The 18,325-nt window shown below is 33.1% G+C and carries 18 protein-coding genes; 3 read left to right on the top strand and 15 right to left on the bottom strand.

From position 1 onward, the window contains the following. Window positions 1-137: 137 nt before the first annotated feature. Window positions 138-1,247 carry a lactonase family protein gene (locus AAYQ19_RS03100; RefSeq protein ID WP_343533726.1) on the top strand — a complete coding sequence of 370 codons (1,110 nt, stop codon included), beginning with the start codon at window positions 138-140 and terminating at the stop codon, window positions 1,245-1,247. Between the two features lie 119 nt (window positions 1,248-1,366). On the opposite strand, the gene AAYQ19_RS03095 is transcribed toward AAYQ19_RS03100, so the two are convergent. From AAYQ19_RS03095 to AAYQ19_RS03055, 9 genes are all read right to left on the bottom strand, one after another. Next, window positions 1,367-2,716 (bottom strand): DEAD/DEAH box helicase, encoded by a 1,350-nt coding sequence (locus AAYQ19_RS03095; RefSeq protein ID WP_132990147.1) that lies wholly within the window; start codon window positions 2,714-2,716, stop codon window positions 1,367-1,369. 110 nt (window positions 2,717-2,826) lie between these two features. Further along, window positions 2,827-3,195, bottom strand: coding sequence for a response regulator transcription factor (locus AAYQ19_RS03090; protein ID WP_343533722.1), 369 nt, complete (start codon window positions 3,193-3,195; stop codon window positions 2,827-2,829). An 18-nt stretch (window positions 3,196-3,213) separates the two neighbouring features. Continuing rightward, window positions 3,214-5,379, bottom strand: coding sequence for a DUF4838 domain-containing protein (locus AAYQ19_RS03085; protein WP_343533720.1), 2,166 nt, complete (start codon window positions 5,377-5,379; stop codon window positions 3,214-3,216). A gap of 69 nt (window positions 5,380-5,448) precedes the next feature. Next, window positions 5,449-6,708, bottom strand: a complete 1,260-nt coding sequence (locus tag AAYQ19_RS03080) for a YaiO family outer membrane beta-barrel protein (protein WP_343533718.1) — start codon at window positions 6,706-6,708, stop codon at window positions 5,449-5,451. A gap of 7 nt (window positions 6,709-6,715) precedes the next feature. After that, on the bottom strand, window positions 6,716-8,152 hold the full coding sequence (locus AAYQ19_RS03075) for a glycosyltransferase family 2 protein (RefSeq protein ID WP_343533717.1): 1,437 nt from the start codon (window positions 8,150-8,152) through the stop codon (window positions 6,716-6,718). Beyond that, window positions 8,149-9,210 carry a HEAT repeat domain-containing protein gene (locus AAYQ19_RS03070; RefSeq protein ID WP_343533715.1) on the bottom strand — a complete coding sequence of 354 codons (1,062 nt, stop codon included), beginning with the start codon at window positions 9,208-9,210 and terminating at the stop codon, window positions 8,149-8,151. The genes AAYQ19_RS03075 and AAYQ19_RS03070 overlap by 4 nt, the downstream gene beginning before the upstream one ends. Before the next feature lie 72 nt (window positions 9,211-9,282). Beyond that, on the bottom strand, window positions 9,283-10,047 hold the full coding sequence (locus AAYQ19_RS03065) for a TIGR02757 family protein (RefSeq protein WP_343533713.1): 765 nt from the start codon (window positions 10,045-10,047) through the stop codon (window positions 9,283-9,285). After that, window positions 10,040-11,740, bottom strand: coding sequence for an LIC_10190 family membrane protein (locus AAYQ19_RS03060; RefSeq protein WP_343533711.1), 1,701 nt, complete (start codon window positions 11,738-11,740; stop codon window positions 10,040-10,042). Before AAYQ19_RS03060 ends, AAYQ19_RS03065 begins: the two co-directional genes overlap by 8 nt. Continuing rightward, window positions 11,740-12,405: an ABC transporter ATP-binding protein gene (locus tag AAYQ19_RS03055; protein WP_343533709.1), complete on the bottom strand. Its 666-nt coding sequence runs from the start codon at window positions 12,403-12,405 to the stop codon at window positions 11,740-11,742. Before AAYQ19_RS03055 ends, AAYQ19_RS03060 begins: the two co-directional genes overlap by 1 nt. Window positions 12,406-12,596: 191 nt before the next feature. Between AAYQ19_RS03055 and AAYQ19_RS03050 the strand changes: the two genes are divergently transcribed. After that, window positions 12,597-12,896 (top strand): hypothetical protein, encoded by a 300-nt coding sequence (locus AAYQ19_RS03050; RefSeq protein ID WP_343533707.1) that lies wholly within the window; start codon window positions 12,597-12,599, stop codon window positions 12,894-12,896. Here the strand turns inward: AAYQ19_RS03050 and AAYQ19_RS03045 are convergent. The 6 genes from AAYQ19_RS03045 to AAYQ19_RS03020 all read right to left on the bottom strand — a co-directional run bounded on the left by AAYQ19_RS03045 (window position 12,893) and on the right by AAYQ19_RS03020 (window position 17,810). Further along, the gene (locus AAYQ19_RS03045; protein ID WP_343533705.1) at window positions 12,893-13,195 is read right to left on the bottom strand and encodes a DUF6787 family protein; all 303 of its coding nucleotides are present in this window, start codon (window positions 13,193-13,195) and stop codon (window positions 12,893-12,895) included. The genes AAYQ19_RS03050 and AAYQ19_RS03045 overlap by 4 nt on opposite strands. Window positions 13,196-13,227: 32 nt before the next feature. Further along, window positions 13,228-13,671: a DUF6146 family protein gene (locus tag AAYQ19_RS03040; protein WP_343533703.1), complete on the bottom strand. Its 444-nt coding sequence runs from the start codon at window positions 13,669-13,671 to the stop codon at window positions 13,228-13,230. A gap of 183 nt (window positions 13,672-13,854) precedes the next feature. Further along, window positions 13,855-14,415 (bottom strand): hypothetical protein, encoded by a 561-nt coding sequence (locus AAYQ19_RS03035; protein ID WP_343533701.1) that lies wholly within the window; start codon window positions 14,413-14,415, stop codon window positions 13,855-13,857. A gap of 101 nt (window positions 14,416-14,516) precedes the next feature. Next, the gene (locus tag AAYQ19_RS03030) at window positions 14,517-15,467 is read right to left on the bottom strand and encodes a D-2-hydroxyacid dehydrogenase (RefSeq protein ID WP_343533699.1); all 951 of its coding nucleotides are present in this window, start codon (window positions 15,465-15,467) and stop codon (window positions 14,517-14,519) included. 106 nt (window positions 15,468-15,573) lie between these two features. Next, entirely contained in the window at window positions 15,574-16,644 is a 1,071-nt protein-coding gene (gene serC / locus AAYQ19_RS03025; protein ID WP_026729223.1) for a 3-phosphoserine/phosphohydroxythreonine transaminase, read from the bottom strand. 92 nt (window positions 16,645-16,736) lie between these two features. After that, complete coding sequence (locus AAYQ19_RS03020) at window positions 16,737-17,810, bottom strand: acyl-CoA reductase (RefSeq protein ID WP_343533696.1); 1,074 nt, start codon at window positions 17,808-17,810, stop codon at window positions 16,737-16,739. Window positions 17,811-17,960: 150 nt separating this feature from the next. Between AAYQ19_RS03020 and AAYQ19_RS03015 the strand changes: the two genes are divergently transcribed. After that, window positions 17,961-18,311: a 4Fe-4S dicluster domain-containing protein gene (locus AAYQ19_RS03015; RefSeq protein ID WP_026729225.1), complete on the top strand. Its 351-nt coding sequence runs from the start codon at window positions 17,961-17,963 to the stop codon at window positions 18,309-18,311. Window positions 18,312-18,325 lie beyond the last annotated feature (14 nt).

The following is an 18,325-nucleotide window of genomic DNA, read 5'->3' as shown; positions in this document are numbered from 1 at the left end:
CGACTTATATAACTTACATGAACTTATATGGTTGAAAAAAACAGTAAAAAATGTAACTTTTGTAATTTCTTTTGTAACAAAGAAGCTATTCAAAAAAGATATTAATGCGTATTTTAGCCTATTCTAAAAAACAAATTATGAAAAGAATATATTTAGTTTTATTTTCAGCTTTAGCACTAACAACGGCAAAAGCTCAAAGTAAATTCAATTTATTAGTTGGAACTTATACCAATAAATGCCAAAGCAACGGGATTTATGTTTACGAATTCAACGCTGCGTCGGGTGATTTCAAGCTTAAAAATTCTTCTGAAAATGTAATAAGTCCGAGTTATTTATCAGTTTCGCCAAATAATAAATTTGTGTATGTGGTGAATGAAAATGGGACTCAAAGTGCTGTGAGCGCATTTGGTTTTGATGCGACTTCTGGAAAAGTAAAATTTTTGAATACAAATGATGCTTTAGGAGCAGATCCTTGTCATTTGATCAATGATGATAAAAATGTAATTGTAGCTAATTATTCTGGTGGGAGTATTGTTGTTTTCAAGAAAAATCCAAACGGAAGTATTACGCCAGTACAGCAATTAATCCAACATGAAGGAAAAGGCCCGAATGTGGCGCGCCAAGAGAAAGCGCATGTGCATCAAGTTGTTTTTTCGCCAGATAAAAAGTTTGTTTTGTCTAATGATTTAGGTTTGGATAAAGTGTTTATTTATAAATACAATCCAGCTTCTAAAAACGAAATGCTGACTTTAAAAGGAACTGTTGACGTAAAAGCAGGAAGCGGACCAAGACATTTGACTTTCAGCAAAGACGGTAAATTTGTGTATTTAATTCAAGAGTTGGATGCTACTTTGACAACTTTTAGTTATGACAAAACTGGAAACTTGAAAGTGATTGCAGAAACAAGTATTCTACCAAAAGATTTTAAAGGCGCGACAGGCTCAGCGGCAATAAAAATCTCACCTGACGGAAATTTCCTTTATGCAACTGACCGCGGAGATGTTAATGCAATTTCAGTTTTTAAAATTATAAAAAATGGAAAAATAGAACTGGTTGAACAACAAAGCACGTTAGGAAAAGGTCCGAGAGATTTCGCAATTGACCCATCAGGAAATTATCTTTTGGTTGGACACCAATACACGAATGACATTATTATTTTTAAAAGAGACAAAACAACGGGAAAACTAACTGATACAGGCAAAAAAATCGAATTGTGTTCGCCAGTTGGACTGGTTTTTACGAAGTAAATAACTTTTAGAGACAAAGTAACAAAGGCTCAAAGGTACAGAGGTTTAAATCTGTACTTTTGAGCCTTTGTTATTGCTTTGTCGCTTTGTTACTTTGAACCTTTGTAACTAAAAGAGATTTATTTTTTTTTCTTCTTCTTTTCGTTTCTTGTCTTCAACATATTTCGATTGACAGAACCATGCGTTTTCTTTTTGGTTTTTGAAGGTCCTCCAAGATTAACTTTTTGGTTCTTTTTTGATTTTTCGTGAAAAGCACCGTCACCTTCAAGTTTTGGTTTTTTCATTAAAAACTTTCTTGGTAATTTGTCTTTTTCAGCTTCGATCAATTTTTCTGAAATTTCAACTTCTTCAGGGAAATCAACAATGTCAAGTTCTTGATCCATCAAAAGTTCCGTTTCTATTTTGAATTCTTCTTCTCTTGGAGTAACAAAACTGATTGCCGTTCCTGTTGCATCTGCACGACCTGTACGACCAATTCTGTGCATGTACAATTCTGGTTCTTCTGGAAGTTCGAAGTTGATTACGTGTGTAATATTCGAAATATCCAAACCTCTCGCCATAACGTCTGTAGTGATTAATCCACGAAGATTTCCTTCTTGGAATTCAGCCATTGTGCTCAAACGGTAATTTTGAGATTTATTAGAGTGAATAACACCAAATTGCCCTTCAAAAAGTTCGTCAATACGATTGAAAAGCATGTCCGAAATCTTTTTGTTGTTTACGAAAACCAAAATACGACTCATGCTTTCGTCGGTTTCCAGTAAATGTTTTAATAGATTTACTTTCGTATTGAAATTCGGAACGTTATAAGTAAGTTGTGTAATTTTTTCAAGCGGCGTTCCAGATGGCGCCAATGTCACCTCTTCAGGAAAATCGAAATAATCATTTAAAAGATCATCCACTTCATCAGTCATTGTTGCTGAGAACAAAATGTTTTGACGCTTGGTTTTCATCATTGCAAAAAGTGCAGTCAATTGAGGTCTGAAACCTAAATTCAACATTTCGTCAAACTCATCGATAACCAGTTTTTGAGTTTCGTCAAAACGAACAACCGCATCAAGCGCTAAATCCATTGTACGACCTGGCGTTCCAACTAAAATGTCAACACCTTCGTAAACGGCTTTTTTTTGTGTATTGATGTTTACACCTCCGTAAATCCCCAAAGTTTTAACCGACATATAAGTAGTCAGTTTTTCTACTTCTTCGACAACCTGAACCACTAATTCACGCGTTGGAACTAGGATTACGATTTTTGGGGTATTGGTATGCGTAAATTTATAAAGCTTTAAAAGAGGCAATAAATAAGCAAATGTTTTACCAGTTCCGGTTTGTGCAATTCCCATCATATCACGCCCAGACATGATTACAGAAAAAGATTTTTCCTGAATAGGAGTAGGCGTAACAAAACCTAATTCGTCAACAGCTTTTTGTAATGATTTTGGGAGATTGAATTTTTCGAAAGTGCTCATTTGCATTAAATTTTGCGCAAATATAGCTATAAATAGCTGAAAAATCGGCATCTGTTAAAAATTACGATAGTTTAAAGCTTTCGTATTTCCTAAAAACCGACTTAAAAAAGCTATAATAATCGCTTTATTCGCAATAAAAGTTCGTTTGGATTAAATGGTTTTGCAATAAAATCGTCAACACCTAATTCAAAAGCTTCTTCGACCGTATTTTCCTCTTCGCCAAGTGATGAGAGCGCAATAACGCGAATATCTTTGAAGTTTTTCTTGATATAACTAATGATTTCTAGTCCGGATTTAAGCGGAATAATAATTGTTGTAATAACCAGATCGGGCAAAATAACTGGAATGCGCTCTAAGGCATTCATTCCATCTTTGGCGATGCTTATTTTGTAACCTTCTTTTTTTAAAATGAATTTTAGAATTTCAATTGCCATCTCATCATTTTCGATGATCATGATTTTTTTTTCGCTGCTATTCATCTTCTTTAAACTTGGCTTTTATTTTTTATACAGTTCGATTTCATCGATCATTACCATTGGCTTTTTATTTTTCCGAATTCTCCATTCGGGTAATTTGATTTGGTTCTCTACGAGTATTTTTATTTTGGCAAAAGTATTAAAGGTCAGGGATTTAAATTCCCATGATTTTGTTGTAATTTCATAGTCTTCTGTTAAATTATCATAAATTTTCTCTTCGATGAGCTTCCATTTCTGATCTTTAAAACCATAGATTTGTATTTTTTTTGGTGGAAAAATCCAATGCCTTTGATCTTCCAGAAAATTTAATTTTAAGGTATTGAAGTTTAATTTTTTGGTTTCAATTTCAAAAGAAGGATTCGTGCCATACCAGCCAATCCAGTTGATATTGAAATCTTTGTAACCCCGATTTCCATCTACAAGGCCATAACTTCCTTTTCCTTTAAATTCATCCGAAGGTGGTGTTATAAAATTGACTTTTAAATCTTCACCCAAGTGTGTTATAGCATTTTCACATATTTTTAGCCATTCTTGATAATATTTGTCTGGCGAAAGACCGTCTTCACTCAATTCGTAAATTCCAAAATCATTGCAGGATTTGCTAAAATTTTGAACTCTTTCCGTCAGTTTATCTTTTACTTGTTTTTCTCCTTTATCTCCTTTATCTCCTTTATCATTTACGATAAACATTCCGTGTTGGTTTTTCCCGTAAAATTTAGATTGTTCAAAGTAGACAAATTCTAATGCCAATCGCAGTTTTAAAACTCTTGCTTTTAGTGTATTATCATTGGCGACAGCGTCAGATGCCAGTTCAAGCAATTTGTCATATTGATCCATTGCTTCGGGTCTCAAAAATGTATTTCGGGCTTGAACCGGACCCGAATAAATATCTAAATAAGCATTGCTTTTATTTTGGTTTTCGATCAAAAGATTCAAATAATCGCTTACATGAGGCGCCGCTTTTCCGTAAAAACCTCTTAAAAAATCAGCTGTCACCGCTTTGATGTCAATGTTAGTATCCCAAAGCAGTTTTGCTAAAAGATATTGGCGTAATTCAGAAAAATCTCCGGGAACATCGGCATAACCTTGAACAAACAAGCCTTTGACTTTGTTTTTTTCAAAAAGCTTATAATTGCTTTGAAAAGGTTCAAAATTTGGAAAAGGCGACATGTAATTCGAAAATTGAACGGTATAATCCCAAAGGAATAAATGTGGAGAAGTTTTACTCCAATTTTCTAATATTTTAGTGAATGAAGACGCGGTTTGAGCTGAAATAGGTTTTCCGCGATTCAATTCAATTGGACATAAAATAGTGTAAATATTGGGAGCTATTTTTAAATTGACAGGTGGTTTAAACGTGTGCAGATACGCTAGTGTCGTAATTTTTGTTTTTGGAAAATGAGCAGCAATTTTATTCAAGAAATAATAAAAAGAACCTTGAGGACCGCCAAATTTCTCATTTAATTTTCGGCATTCTGTGCATTCGCAGTATACAACATCATCATTTTGGCTTACCGAATAAAATTGGGCATCGGGCTTTTCAGCGATAATTTTGGTCATTTTTTTCTCGACTAAATCGATAACGGTATCATTTGTCATGCACAAAGATTCTCCGTTTCGTTTTCCTTCATATAAAGCAAAAAGTTTCGGATTGCTTTTAAAATATTCTTTTGGTGGCACAAGAACATTGAATGAATGTCCCCAAATGCCAAAATCATCAATATGCCAATCTAGTTTGTGCCAATCCCGAAAAGCTTCGTCATAACAATCTGGGAAAAATAATGCGCGATAATCGAAGGCGGGTTGATAACGTTTGGTGCTATTTTTAGGAAATGAAAACTCGGTTACTTTAGGAATATAAGTTTCTGTGGCAGTAAATTTTCGAAATTCCCATATTTCCAATAAAGTATAAACTGCATATCGTAGATATTTTGAATTTTGGGCAACCAAATAAATAGATTTTGAGTCACTTTTGATTAGAAACTCAGTTGGTTTTAATTTTTTATCATCAGAAATTTGAAGAATTATTTCAGATGCATCATCACTTTTATTTTGAGTAATGTTTTCAAATTGTTTTCCAAAAGCTTTATCGACGTATTTTTTCAGAATCAAAGCAGCGTCCCGACTTTCATCAGATTTAGAAATAATGCTGTTTTTGTGGGTTATAATAATTTCAGATTGAGCCATTACAGTTAGGTTAAATAGGAAAAAAAAGAGGAGCAGCAAGTTGAAGTAAGGCTTCTTTTTCATAATTATTTAAAATTTATATTGCAGTACAAAGGCAAAATCAAGTTCGGTTTGAAATTTATTTGCAGTATATTCCTGTTCGTTGTCAGTAATCATAAACCCGGCTATATAATGGCTTTTTATTAATTTAAAAAATCCAGCACTTAAACGGTATGATCTTAAAGACAATCTGCTTTCATAATCTGCTGATCTTGTTTTGTCGTCTGGGGAAGTTCCGTAACCAGCAATTAGTGTGACGTAATCAAATTTTGTTTTGTAATAATATCGCGAAGTCAATGTAAAAGAAGGACCTTCGCTTTGTATATACGATCTTAAATTAACCCAATAGGAGCCAAAATATTTTCCGATTCCAATATTTAACGTTTTTACGTCGCTGTCGTCATTCATCAAAATGTAGCGAACTCCCAAATCAGCTTCCCAACCTTTGCTGAAATTATGAAAAAAGGAATAGCCTAACCTTAATTTTGGAAACGCATCATCTTGACTATAAGCGACATCAATGTATGAATAATTTTTCTTTTTTGCAAAAAGATAAGATTCTACTTCAAACTGCAGACCGCTTGTCATAACTGAATTCGCCGCAAGCCTGTTAGCATAACTCACTTTTCCAATTAGGCTTCCCCAAGATCGCTGTCTTAAATAATCGACGCTTCCTAAATGCCAAGGCCCAACTCCATCACGATTAATTGTAGTATAATTATAATAAGCGCCCACACGGTCCATGTTGATTAAAGAATATAATTCAAAAAGTCGTTGTTCAATATCGGGATCATTTGGAAATTTTGCTCGGATTGATTTTAAATATTTGGCTTCATTTTCAGTGTCATTCTGCAAAGAGTAAAATTCAATTCTTTTGAGACGAAATGCTTTTTCGTCAGGATATAATTCTATTGCTTTATTTGCAACGGCAACACCATCGTCATATTTTTTTTCTTCAATATCTAAATTGATTAAGTAAATAAAAGCTTCCTGATATTTTGGGTTTTTATCAATTACGTAATTATAATAATATCTGGCGCTATCTTTTACATTTACAAAATCATAATTGCGCCCTAAAGCCAAATGAAAATCAAGATAATCTGGTGCAGTTTTTTTTCCTAATAAAGCTCTTTCAATGTTGAGTTTATAATTAGGATGCTTGGTTTGCATATCTTTGATTATCACAGTCAAAAGACTATCGGTATCTACTTTTTGTGCTTTTGCATTTTGAACAGAAAACAAAATGAAACAAAGTATCAGGCATGTATGTGCAATTTTGTAGCAATTCATAATTAGATCATTTTTTATTGGGCTGGTCAAAACCTTTTCTGACCATGACGCCCCATTTTTGTTCTTTTTTTCCAAAGAAATACCAGTATCCTTTCAACGAAGCGTAAACATTAACAGGATGATAAACAAGGGGCTCAATAGAAGCCATAATTATCAGAGTAATTATTTCTTTGTAGTTGGAGTAGGTTCTATACAAAGTTTCGTCAATTAATATGGAAATGATGGTTATTGAGAGATAGAAAAGATAAATCAAGAGACTTATGATTAGCAAATATTGAAAATTGATTATGTTGAATATGAAACTTGCTATAAGAACTATAACTCCCAGAAATTCAAAAATAGGAACCATAAATTCAAATAGAAAGAAAAAAGGCAATACTAAAAAAGCGGTTCGGCCATATTTTCGATTAAAAAACATGTTTCGATGCAGGTAAAGCGTTTGTATAAGTCCGCGTGCCCAGCGAATTCGTTGTCTTAAAAAAATCTGTTTTGTGCTTGGAACTTCTGTCCAACAAAGAGACTCGGGAATGTATTTGATTAGAAACTTTTTGTTGTTGTCGTGCATGTATTTTCGCATTCGGGTAATCAGCTCCATGTCTTCTCCCAAAGATTGATGCCAATATCCGCCGGCGTTTATCACAATTTCTTTGTCAAACATGCCAAGTCCGCCAGAAACTAAAAGTAGTCCGTTGATCTGACTCCAGGCCATTCTTCCAAATAAAAAAGAGCGAACATATTCCAATTCCTGAAAACGAGGATACCATTCTTTCGGATAATGAACCCTTAACAAAAAACCTTCTTTGACTTCGCAAGAATTTGAAATCCGGATTCCTGCACCACTTGCAATAACGCGTATCGGACTTTCCATAAAAGGTTTTGCTAGTTTTAAAATCGTGTCTGCTTTTAAAATACAATCGACATCAGTACATAAAAAAAGCGGATATTGAGACGAGTTTATTCCTGCGTTTGAAGCATCTGCCTTACTTTTTCCGTTTACTTTATCGACAACAAGGAGTTTTGAATAAACGGGATTTCGGGATCTATAATGTCCTCTTACGGGTTGCGTGACGATTTTTTCCTGATAATAAAAATCAATTTTGACCAAATCAAATTCGGATATTAATTTTTCAAGCGTATCGTCAGAACTCCCGTCGTTGACAATTATAACTTCATATTTTGGATAAGTTAATGAAAGCAGGGATTTTACATTATATACAATATTTACCCCTTCATTGAAAGCAGGCGCTACAATTGAAACACCTAGAATATGATTCGACCGAAGTAAAATCTCATCATCTAAATAACGCTGAAATTTTACATGTTTTATGATGGCCAAATACGATAAAAAAGCCAAAAACACATAAAACAAAATATAAGCCATAGAAAATGTGCCTGCAAAAACAGCATAGAAATCAATTAACAGATCTAAAAAATCATGTATCATAATTCTACTTTTCTAATATGATTAATCATTTTTTGCGTATCTAGATCCTGACTGCCTAATATATCGATGCCAGCTGGATCGAGTTTATCATAGCAGTAAACCATTTTTAGTTTAATATCTTTTATTTCTTGTTTCGGAATTTCATTTTTTAAAAATTCAATTGTTTTTTCAGAACCTATTACAGACAAGGTTTCTATTATTTCTAATTGAAGATTCATTGTTTCCTTTTGATAAATGGACAAAAGATCTTCTTCGGCTTCATTGAGATAAAGATCACGAATTGCAATAATAACGTCATTTCGCAAAGCTTTATGCGGATGATGAAGCAGTTTTATAATTTCGGCCGACTTGTTTCTGTAATTGTAAAAAACCATTGCCATTACAGCCAATTTTAAAATTGCTTTATTCTTGGATTCGATCCAAAGGTCAATATCTTTTGGAATTGGGATGTTTTCAGAGTGCAATACGTCCATCACTTTTATGGTCGTAATAGGAGAGACTTTTACCGAAATTTTATCCAAAGCTTGCCAATCGCCTTTTGAAAGTGCCAGATAAGAAATGTTTGCATTTGACTGAATAATTCTGCTTTTATGCATGATGTATGGCTTTAATAAGGAAACTCCAGGTTTGTAGCCTAGCGCCTGAAAATGATAAAACCCAGTACATTTTTTATATTTCCTAAAATCTCTAATTAAGCTTGCCGAGTAATGATTTAAGTCGAGTTGTTTGTAGATGGAAAGAATGTTTTTCGCGCTTTTCCCTTTCAAATTGCTTTTCATTCTGATCATATCATCAATCAGCATTTCTTTGCACCAGTTTTTATGAATCGGGATTTCCTTTTTAAATTGGGCGATCTTATATTTTAAAATATTTTTCTCTGGTGATGAAAGCGTGATTTCTGTTAAGAAGATTTCCGACTTACGGGTAATATGATGGCGGAACGGTAATGTGTATTGATAACGTATTCTTTTGAACAGAAGAATTACGATCAGGGATAAAGTTATAAGTAATAAAAATGGAATGACAATATGTTTGATAAAACCTATAAAATGCTCCATATCAATAGCTTTATATCGTAATATTACGAAAAAAAATAGAAAAAAGCTAATGAAAAGGAGCTAGTTTTAAGATTAAAACCCTTCGAAAACGCCTAAACCAAAAAGAGCAAAATCGTATTTTACAGGATCTTGGCTGTCCATTTCTCGAAGTTTTGAATCCAATTCGGCCAAAGCTTTGCCGTCATTTTGCTTTCGCGAAAGCAAACCTAATTTACGGGCCACATTTCCAGAATGGACATCCAAAGGGCAAGATAAAATGGATGGTGAAATGGTTTTCCAGATTCCGAGATCAACTCCTTTTGCATCTTGGCGAACCATCCATCGCAAGTACATGTTGATTCTTTTTGCAGCAGAATTATTCAATGGATCTGAAATGTGTTTTTGGGTTCTGGCCAAATGATCAATTTCGAAAAATATTTTTTTGAATTCGCTGATGCTTTTCTGTAGACTGTTTTCTTCTTGATTTTTTGCAAAAACAGCCTCAAGTCCATTGTGGTTTTTGTAAATATGTTGTAAACCCTTGATGAAACCGCCCAAATCTTTTCCGTTAAAAGTACGGTGAACAAAATTCTCCAATCGAGCCAAATCTTCATCAGAATGTGACATGACAAAATCATAAGGCGTATTGCCCATTAACTCCATCATTTTATGTGAATTTTTGATAATCATTTTACGGTTTCCCCAAGCAATAGAAGCGCTTAAGAAACCAGCAATTTCAATATCTTCTTTTTGTGAAAACAAATGCGGAATCTGTACGGGATCGCTTTCAATAAAGTCCTGATTGTTGTATTGAATGACTTTTTCGTCAAGAAATTCTTTGAGTTCAGTTTTATTCATTTTTTAAAAGTTTTTTGGAGTAAAATCCGTCCTTTAAATCATTGGTTCTCATTTGTGGTATGATATGGAAATATTTTTCAAAGTAATCAATTTGATTTTTGTCTACACAAGGCAAATTTCCGTCTCCATTTGCCCAGAAAAAATCGTTCTTTACAGGAGAATTATAATTTAGATTTCCAATTTGTACGTTTTTGAAAGCAGTATCGCTTTTTGAGTTTTTAAAGGGAAAAATAAAATTTTCAAATGAAAAATTGCTGATTTCCATTAATGATTTGTGATTGGAAAGTTTACTAATGTTTATAGGGAAAAATAAAGCAATTATGACAGGAATTATTGAAAGCGCCAGTAAAAGTTTAATTATTTTTTGATTCTTAACCATGCAAACTAGAACGAATAAAGAAAAGAATAATACAAAATTCATAAAAAAACGATATTGTGGTGAAGTCACTAAAAGTAAAAACAACTGAATAACCATAATGAAGTAAAGACTCCACAATGCTTTCTCGTTTTTGAATTTATAGATTAAAGGTGGTACGATTACAATTAGAATGATGCTTATTTTATTGAATAAACCGTTTAATTTTGGAAGCTTAATCCATTGTAGAAATAAATCTCCGGCGGAAAGTGAATTGTATTGCTCAGTAGTTACAAAATAGCCATAAGATTTGAGTTCATTGTAATAAAAAACTTGAATAGAATCAGGTAAAGCGTAATCGGTAACTGAATTAAAAATTTTTGATGGAAAAATAGGGGAACCGCAAATAATCATGTTTTTCACAATAAAAAGCGTAAATACAATTATGCTGAGAAAGATTGGTTTTACAAGGTTTGCACCAGATAATGTTTTAAAATGAATTGCAAATAGGATGATTGGGAAGAGAGTAAATACTATAGTGGTGTTTTTAATGTAAAATAAGAAAATTACTAAAATGACCAGAAGATTAAAGATTTCAGGAGTTGTCTTTTTATAGTTTTCTAGAAAATAGAAGAAGAGGACAAAAGAAAAAATGTAAACAGAAATATCTGGCGAAGGTGCACTGATAAATTGGAAAAAGAAAAGATTAAATAATGGAAACAATCCAATAATAAAATAATTTGAATTCTGATTTTGGTAAAATTCATTAAGTTTTTGAATTGCAAAAATATTTCCTAAAAGCAAACAAAAACCACTCAAATCATTGAAGTTTTTATATAAAAAAGAAAAACTAAAAACACTTTGAGTAATATGCCATCCACTGTTTTGTCCTAAAAATAAATGAAGATTTGCGAGTCCTTTTACAAAACCATATTCATTAAGCCATTTGATAGTCTGAATGTAATAAGATTCGTTATCAATGACAAAAGGAATTGAAGCGCACTGTGCAAGTATTAAAACTGAAATAATAGAAAGAAAGATCTTTGAACTATTTTTCAGTTGTTTTAAATTGGCTAAAAATGATTGGTAAAGACTATGGATTTCATTACGAAATTTTAGAAGACAAAAAATATTTAATATCCCTAAAAAAATATGAAATTCAATATTTATTCTTCCAAATATTGCCCAAATACTAGCTAAAATAGTGACAAAGAATAATCCAAGAATTGATGTGGTAACAAAATCTTTATTTTTGAGATTCAATATTTTATCAAAACCAATGCCTAAATTAGTGGTTGTGAATAAAATATAAACCCAGCTGATTGCAATTAAAAGCATCAGGAAATAATTTGTCCATCAGACATTATTAGTTTTCGATCAGCCATATTGGCCAATTCTTCATTATGCGTTACGATTACAAAGGTTTGTCCGAATTCATCACGAAGCTGGAAAAACAATTGATGAAGATTTTCGGCTGAATGGGTATCTAAATTCCCCGATGGTTCATCGGCAAAAATAACATCTGGTTTATTGATTAAGGCTCTTGCTACGGCAACGCGTTGCTGTTCTCCGCCTGAGAGCTCATTTGGTTTATGATGAACACGGTGCGATAATCCTAAAAACTCAAGTAATTTTTTAGCTTCAGCTTCAGTTTCTGAAGGTTTTTTTCCAGCGATATAGGCAGGAATACAAACATTTTCCAAAGCGGTAAACTCAGGCAAAAGTTGATGAAACTGAAAAATAAAACCTAAATTTAAGTTTCTGAAATTCGATAAAGCTTTGTCATTTAGTTTGAGAATATCCTCGCCGTTTATGGTCAAGGAAGTTGATACACTAGTTTTTGAAGGTTTGTCTAATGTGCCTAAAATATGCAATAAAGTTGTTTTTCCGGCACCAGAAGCACCAACAATAGAAACAATTTCTCCTTTTTTAATATGCAAATCAACTCCTTTTAATACTTCAAGCTGATCGTAAAATTTATGTATATGTCTTGCGTGTATCATTTTTTGAAACTGTTTCTACAAAGAAACGAAGATTATAATCAATATTCAAATCCCAAAATCTAAATTCCAAATCTAAAATCATAATTCGGTATGTTTCTTGATAATGGGAATTTAGAAATTAAAATAAGAAAAGAAATAATTCAGTTTGAACAATTATTTTTAATTTCGATTAACATTTAAATAAATGTATTATGCAAGATTTGAAAGTTATTGATGAAGATGATAAAACCAGAAAACTTCTAATTGGTTTGCTTTTAGACGGAATCGGAATGATTTCGTTTACTATTCCATTTATTGGAGAATTTGGTGATGTCATCTGGGCGCCAATTGCAGCTTTTATTATGACTAAAATGTATAAAGGCAGAGTAGGTAAAGTGGCTAGTGTTTTGACTTTTGTAGAAGAGATTCTTCCTTTAACTGATGTGATTCCCTCGTTTACGATTACATGGATTTACACCTATTATTTTCAGAAAAGAAACAAAGTAGTTTAGTTTTTAAACAGAAAACCTAATCCCATATTTTTGAGCATTTTTTTTTCGAAATTCCAAAAGAATTTAAATTGTCCAAAAATTGCTCCAATTGCAACTAATAAAACCTGATAAATAGGGAAAATAATCAATAAACGAATCAAAGTAAACCAACCTCCAAAATCTTCTTTTGTAATTCCGAGCCAAACACAGAAAGGTTTAGACAACCACGCTGATGCCGATCCCGTGATGGCAAAAACGACAAGAATGATAATGGCTTGTAAATTTGAGGTAATTCCCCAGCGTTGCTTTAATTTGTTCATTGTTATTTGTAATGATTACAAATATAGTAACATTATCTAGATGGAACGTAACCCCAAAGCTTTTGTTTATAAGTATTTTGAAAATAAATCATGTAGTTGTAAATAAGATAATTCACTTCATAGCCATAATGAATCTCCGGGCGGTAATCAATCAGCATTTCGTATAAATTTGGATTGTAAAGTTGTGGCTGACGCACGCGATTATTCCATTCCGTTACGTATAGGTAATTTTTGTTTTCGAGATAAGCTAATGAATAATAAAAACGAGGTTGCGCAATAGATGCAAGCCAAGTCGAAAATCCGTTGTCAATAATAATTACTTCATATTCAAGAGAGTCATTTGCAATTCGAACAGTGTCATTTACTTTAGAATTGGGCTTAGAAGAATTTGCAGCAACTTCATTATTATTTTTTGAAGCTGTCGAACAGGCTACTATTGTACACAAAACAATCAATATGTAAATACACTTTCTCATGACGCCATTTTGAAACCTAAATTTACGAATAATTAAAGAAAAAGGTTTATTTTTTAACAGTTTATTCGTAAAGATACTAAGGTGCTAAGATTCTAAGTTTTTAAAGCTTAAAAAAAAGCTGTTTGCAAAGCAAACAGCCATAAAATCTTAGCATCTTAGCGCCTTAGAAGCTTAGAATCTTTTTTAAGATCTTCCAAACAATTTACCTATAAAGCCAGAAATACCACCTTTGCTTTTAGTGACAACTAGAACATCTGCGACATCAACTTTTCCATCGTTGTTTTGGTCTAGTCCAAATTGCATTCCGTATTTTGAAATGGTGTCCATTATTCCAGAAGCTTGCCCGCTGTTTCCTGAAATGGAATTTATAATGTCTGAAATTTGAAAACTATTATCGTTAGGGTCTTTTGCTTTATTGACTAATGAATTTAAAACTTGCGGAATCATGTTTGAAGCTACTCCAGAAGCATCTGCACCGCTTAAACCAAATTTCTCTCCCAAACTGCCACTCAATTGTTGCGTTATTTGCTGTACAACTGGATTTGAACTGTCAATAGACGATCCATTAAATAAGCCTGCTAATTGTTCGGCACCACCTTCTGAAGCAATTTTTTGAAGTCCTGAAAATATCGAAGAACTAGTTTCATTAATTACTGCTTCATTGTGCTCATTAGGAACAGCGGCATTGTTTACAACAGCACTACCACCGTATTGTTGCACTAATTGTGTTAATTGTTCAAACATGATTTTAAAGTTTAAATTAGACAAACAAAATTAATAAAAAGAAAGGGATTTACTACAAATATGTAATAAATCCCTTTAAAGTTAATCTATTTTTTGATTGATTAGCTCAACAAAGTAATAATTTGTGATGCTAATTCAGTACCAATTCTGTCTTGTGCTTCTCCAGTTGCAGCTCCAATATGCGGTGTCAAAGAGATTTTAGAGTGCATTAAGATTGCCATTTCTGGTTTTGGCTCGCTTTCGAAAACGTCTAATCCAGCAAAAGCAACTTTTCCTGAATCTAAAGCTTTTACTAAAGCTACTTCATCAATAACACCACCACGAGCACAGTTAACGATTCCAACACCATCTTTCATAATTGCAAGTTCTTTTTCGCCAATGATGTAACCATCTTGAGCAGGAACGTGTAATGTAATGAAATCAGCTTCTTTGAATAAAGATTCTAAAGATTGAGAAACAATTGTAGTTGTGATTGATTGTCCGTCGAAAAATTCAACTTTTACATCAACTTGTGGGATGAAGCTATCTGCAGCGATAACTTTCATTCCTAAACCAAGAGCCATTTTTGCAGTAGCTTGTCCGATACGACCAATACCAACAATACCTAAAGTTTTACCTCTTAATTCTGTTCCATTAGCGTAAGCTTTTTTCAAACCGTCAAAGTTTGAATCGCCTTCAAGAGGCATATTTCTGTTAGAATCATGTAAAAAACGTACACCAGAAAACAAGTGTCCAAATACTAATTCAGCAACAGACTCTGAAGATGAAGCTGGAGTATTGATTACGTGAATTCCTTTTTCTTTAGCATAATCAACATCGATATTGTCCATACCAACACCACCACGACCGATGATTTTGATTCCAGGACAAGCATCGATAATATCTTTACGAACTTTAGTTGCGCTACGAACTAAAATTACGTCGATGTTATTTTCATTAATATAATTAGCTACTTGTTCTTGAGCAACTTTTGTAGTGATAACTTCAAATCCACCTTTTTCTAAGGCTAGAATTCCACTTTTAGAAATTCCGTCATTTGCTAATACTTTCATTGTGTATGTTGTTTATTTGGTTAATCGTTTAATCGATAAACCAACTATTTGATTTTTCTTTTTTGATATTTTAAAGGAACATTTTTACGATTAAACGTATAAATGATTAAACTTTGCTTTCTAATGCTTTCATTACATCAACTAAAACCTGAACGCTTTCAATTGGCATAGCGTTGTAGATCGAAGCTCTGTAACCACCAACAGAACGGTGTCCTGGCAATCCAGAAATGTTTGCAGCTTTCCATAAAGCGTCAAAAGTTTCAGTGTGTTCAGGATTGTTCAATAAGAAAGTTACATTCATGTTTGAACGATCTTCTACTTTTGCAGCACCTTTGAATAATGGGTTTCTGTCGATTTCAGCATAAAGTAATTCCGCTTTAGCGTTGTTTAATTTTTCAACAGCAGCAATTCCGCCTTTTTCTTTAATCCATTGTAAAGTTAAAAGAGAAACATAAACAGCAAAAACAGGTGGCGTATTGTACATACTTTCTCCTTTGATGTGTTTAGCGTAATCTAGCATACTCGGAATTGTTTTTCCGTTTTTGCCTAAGATTTCTTCTTTAACTACAACTAAAGTTGTTCCAGCTGGTCCCATGTTTTTCTGAGCACCTGCATAGATTAAGTCGAATTTAGAAAAATCTAATTCGCGTGAAAAAATATCAGAACTCATGTCGCATACCACTGGAACGTTAGTCGACGGGAATTCTTTCATTTGAGTTCCAAAAATGGTATTGTTGCTTGTGCAATGGAAATAATCAGCATCAGCTGGAATTTCGTAACCTTTTGGAACATAAGTATAATTGTCTTCTTTTGATGAAGCTACTACAACAGTCTCACCGAAAAGTTTAGCCTCTTTGATTGCCGCAGTTGCCCACGTACCTGAATCTAAATAAGCTGCTTTTCCGTTTTCTTTCATTAAGTTGTATGGAGCCATTAAGAACGCTGTGCTGGCACCGCCTTGTAAAAATAAAGCTTGGTATCCTTTTCCTTGAAGTCCTAATAATTCTAAAGCAAGGGAGCGAGCTTCTTCCATAACCGCAACGAAATCTTTGCTTCTATGCGAAATTTCAAGAATAGATAATCCTGAATCATTAAAATTTAAAATTGCTTTTGATGCCTTCTCAAAAACCTCCTGAGGTAAAATACTTGGTCCTGCGCTGTAGTTGTGTTTTTTCATGGTTGTTGTTAATAGTCGAAATTTTAAAGATGCAAATTTCGGCAATACGAGACGAAAAAGCGATAAATTATTCGAAATAATTCAACATAATTTTACTTTGTTGTTAACAAAAACGTTATAGTATCAACGTTATCTGCGTAATCCCACAATTGGGGTTTTTGAGTTTGCCCAAATACGATGCTGTTTTCAATTAAATTGTTGCTCACGATACATTGAATTTGTTCAGAATCAGCTTCAAGACGCGACTTTAAATCTTCAATATTTTCATAAAATTCATAAAAAACACTTGAAATAGGAGAGGCATAGCTTGGATCTTCTTTGATAGTCAAGAATCCGTTGTCCAAAAGCTTAAAATTGCTCATTAAAAATACGGCTTTGTTATAATCGTAATTATTAGCGTACTTTTCATAATGAATGACATCCTGATATTTGAACATAGCCTCAAAAAATCCATCAAACGAATAACCTTTCGGGACATAAAGTTTAGAAACATTTCGGCATCCTAATCCGAAATAACGAAAAATATCTTCACCCAAAGCCTCTAAATCTTCTTTAGATTCTTTTCCGTTCAAAACCGCAACAGAATTTCTGTTTTTTCTGATGATTGACGGTTTGTCTTTAAAATAATATTCAAAATAGCGAGCAGTATTGTTGCTTCCGGTTGCAATTACGGCATCGAAGTTTTCAAGTTTTCCTTCAACGAAAGTGATTTTGTCTTTTAGATTTTCATCTACAGCAATTAAATATTTAGCCAAAAAAGGAAGCAAATGCTGATCGTTTGATGAAGTTTTGATCAAAGCTTTGTTTCCGGTAATCAAAACAGATAAAAAATCATGAAAGCCAACCAATGGAATATTTCCAGCCAAAATCAAAGCAACAGTTTTCTCATTGTTGTCATCCTGAGCGGAGTCGAAGGAATATTTAGAAATCCATTTTGCAATGTTTTCTTCTGTTAAAGCTTCTGCCCAAGAATTTATAGCAAAATAAACTTGCTCTGGTGTATACCAGCCATTATGAGATTGTGATAAATGGATTAGGTTTTCAAAATCATCAAAGAAAATATCGTTATATAAAACGTCCGTTTTTTTTACCGATTCCTTTTCAGAGAACTGACTTAAAAAATTTCCTAATTCAACAAAAACACTTTTTTTTGTTTCTAATGTCATAATGTTTGTTTATGAAGAGTTTTGATTGTAATTTTGCACAAAAATAAGCATAATTAAGTCGAAAGTCAAAAGTCATAAAGTCAAAAGCGTTGCTTGTCTTTATTTTGACTTTAGAACTTTGAGATTTTTAACTTTAAGACTAATAAAAAGATGGCAATTATTATAACTGACGAATGCATTAATTGTGGGGCTTGTGAACCAGAGTGCCCAAATACAGCAATATATGAAGGTGCAGATGATTGGAGATATAAAGACGGAACAAGTCTTTCTGGAAAAGTAGTTTTACCTGACGGAACTGAAGTTGACGCTGAAGATGCGCAAACTCCAATTTCTGACGAAATCTATTATATCGTTCCAGGAAAATGTACAGAGTGTAAAGGTTTCCACGATGAGCCTCAATGTGCTGCTGTATGTCCTGTTGATTGCTGTGTACCAGATGATAACCACGTAGAAGACGAAGAAACCTTGTTGAATAGACAGGCGTTTTTGCATGGAGAATAATATTCTGAGACTTC

It is taken from the genome of Flavobacterium mesophilum (assembly GCF_039581405.1).
Taxonomy (GTDB): domain Bacteria; phylum Bacteroidota; class Bacteroidia; order Flavobacteriales; family Flavobacteriaceae; genus Flavobacterium.
Note: the sequence above shows the minus strand (reverse complement) of the source record. Positions and strands in the feature narration are given on the sequence as shown.

What these genes read in the sequence shown, in the direction of transcription:
- AAYQ19_RS03100 (WP_343533726.1), top strand. Translation starts at nt 138, where the DNA reads ATGAAAAGAATATATTTAGTTTTATTTTCAGCTTTAGCACTAACAACG.
- AAYQ19_RS03095 (WP_132990147.1), bottom strand. Translation starts at nt 2,716, where the DNA reads ATGAGCACTTTCGAAAAATTCAATCTCCCAAAATCATTACAAAAAGCT.
- AAYQ19_RS03090 (WP_343533722.1), bottom strand. Translation starts at nt 3,195, where the DNA reads ATGAATAGCAGCGAAAAAAAAATCATGATCATCGAAAATGATGAGATG.
- AAYQ19_RS03085 (WP_343533720.1), bottom strand. Translation starts at nt 5,379, where the DNA reads ATGGCTCAATCTGAAATTATTATAACCCACAAAAACAGCATTATTTCT.
- AAYQ19_RS03080 (WP_343533718.1), bottom strand. Translation starts at nt 6,708, where the DNA reads ATGAATTGCTACAAAATTGCACATACATGCCTGATACTTTGTTTCATT.
- AAYQ19_RS03075 (WP_343533717.1), bottom strand. Translation starts at nt 8,152, where the DNA reads ATGATACATGATTTTTTAGATCTGTTAATTGATTTCTATGCTGTTTTT.
- AAYQ19_RS03070 (WP_343533715.1), bottom strand. Translation starts at nt 9,210, where the DNA reads ATGGAGCATTTTATAGGTTTTATCAAACATATTGTCATTCCATTTTTA.
- AAYQ19_RS03065 (WP_343533713.1), bottom strand. Translation starts at nt 10,047, where the DNA reads ATGAATAAAACTGAACTCAAAGAATTTCTTGACGAAAAAGTCATTCAA.
- AAYQ19_RS03060 (WP_343533711.1), bottom strand. Translation starts at nt 11,740, where the DNA reads ATGCTTTTAATTGCAATCAGCTGGGTTTATATTTTATTCACAACCACT.
- AAYQ19_RS03055 (WP_343533709.1), bottom strand. Translation starts at nt 12,405, where the DNA reads ATGATACACGCAAGACATATACATAAATTTTACGATCAGCTTGAAGTA.
- AAYQ19_RS03050 (WP_343533707.1), top strand. Translation starts at nt 12,597, where the DNA reads ATGCAAGATTTGAAAGTTATTGATGAAGATGATAAAACCAGAAAACTT.
- AAYQ19_RS03045 (WP_343533705.1), bottom strand. Translation starts at nt 13,195, where the DNA reads ATGAACAAATTAAAGCAACGCTGGGGAATTACCTCAAATTTACAAGCC.
- AAYQ19_RS03040 (WP_343533703.1), bottom strand. Translation starts at nt 13,671, where the DNA reads ATGAGAAAGTGTATTTACATATTGATTGTTTTGTGTACAATAGTAGCC.
- AAYQ19_RS03035 (WP_343533701.1), bottom strand. Translation starts at nt 14,415, where the DNA reads ATGTTTGAACAATTAACACAATTAGTGCAACAATACGGTGGTAGTGCT.
- AAYQ19_RS03030 (WP_343533699.1), bottom strand. Translation starts at nt 15,467, where the DNA reads ATGAAAGTATTAGCAAATGACGGAATTTCTAAAAGTGGAATTCTAGCC.
- serC (WP_026729223.1), bottom strand. Translation starts at nt 16,644, where the DNA reads ATGAAAAAACACAACTACAGCGCAGGACCAAGTATTTTACCTCAGGAG.
- AAYQ19_RS03020 (WP_343533696.1), bottom strand. Translation starts at nt 17,810, where the DNA reads ATGACATTAGAAACAAAAAAAAGTGTTTTTGTTGAATTAGGAAATTTT.
- AAYQ19_RS03015 (WP_026729225.1), top strand. Translation starts at nt 17,961, where the DNA reads ATGGCAATTATTATAACTGACGAATGCATTAATTGTGGGGCTTGTGAA.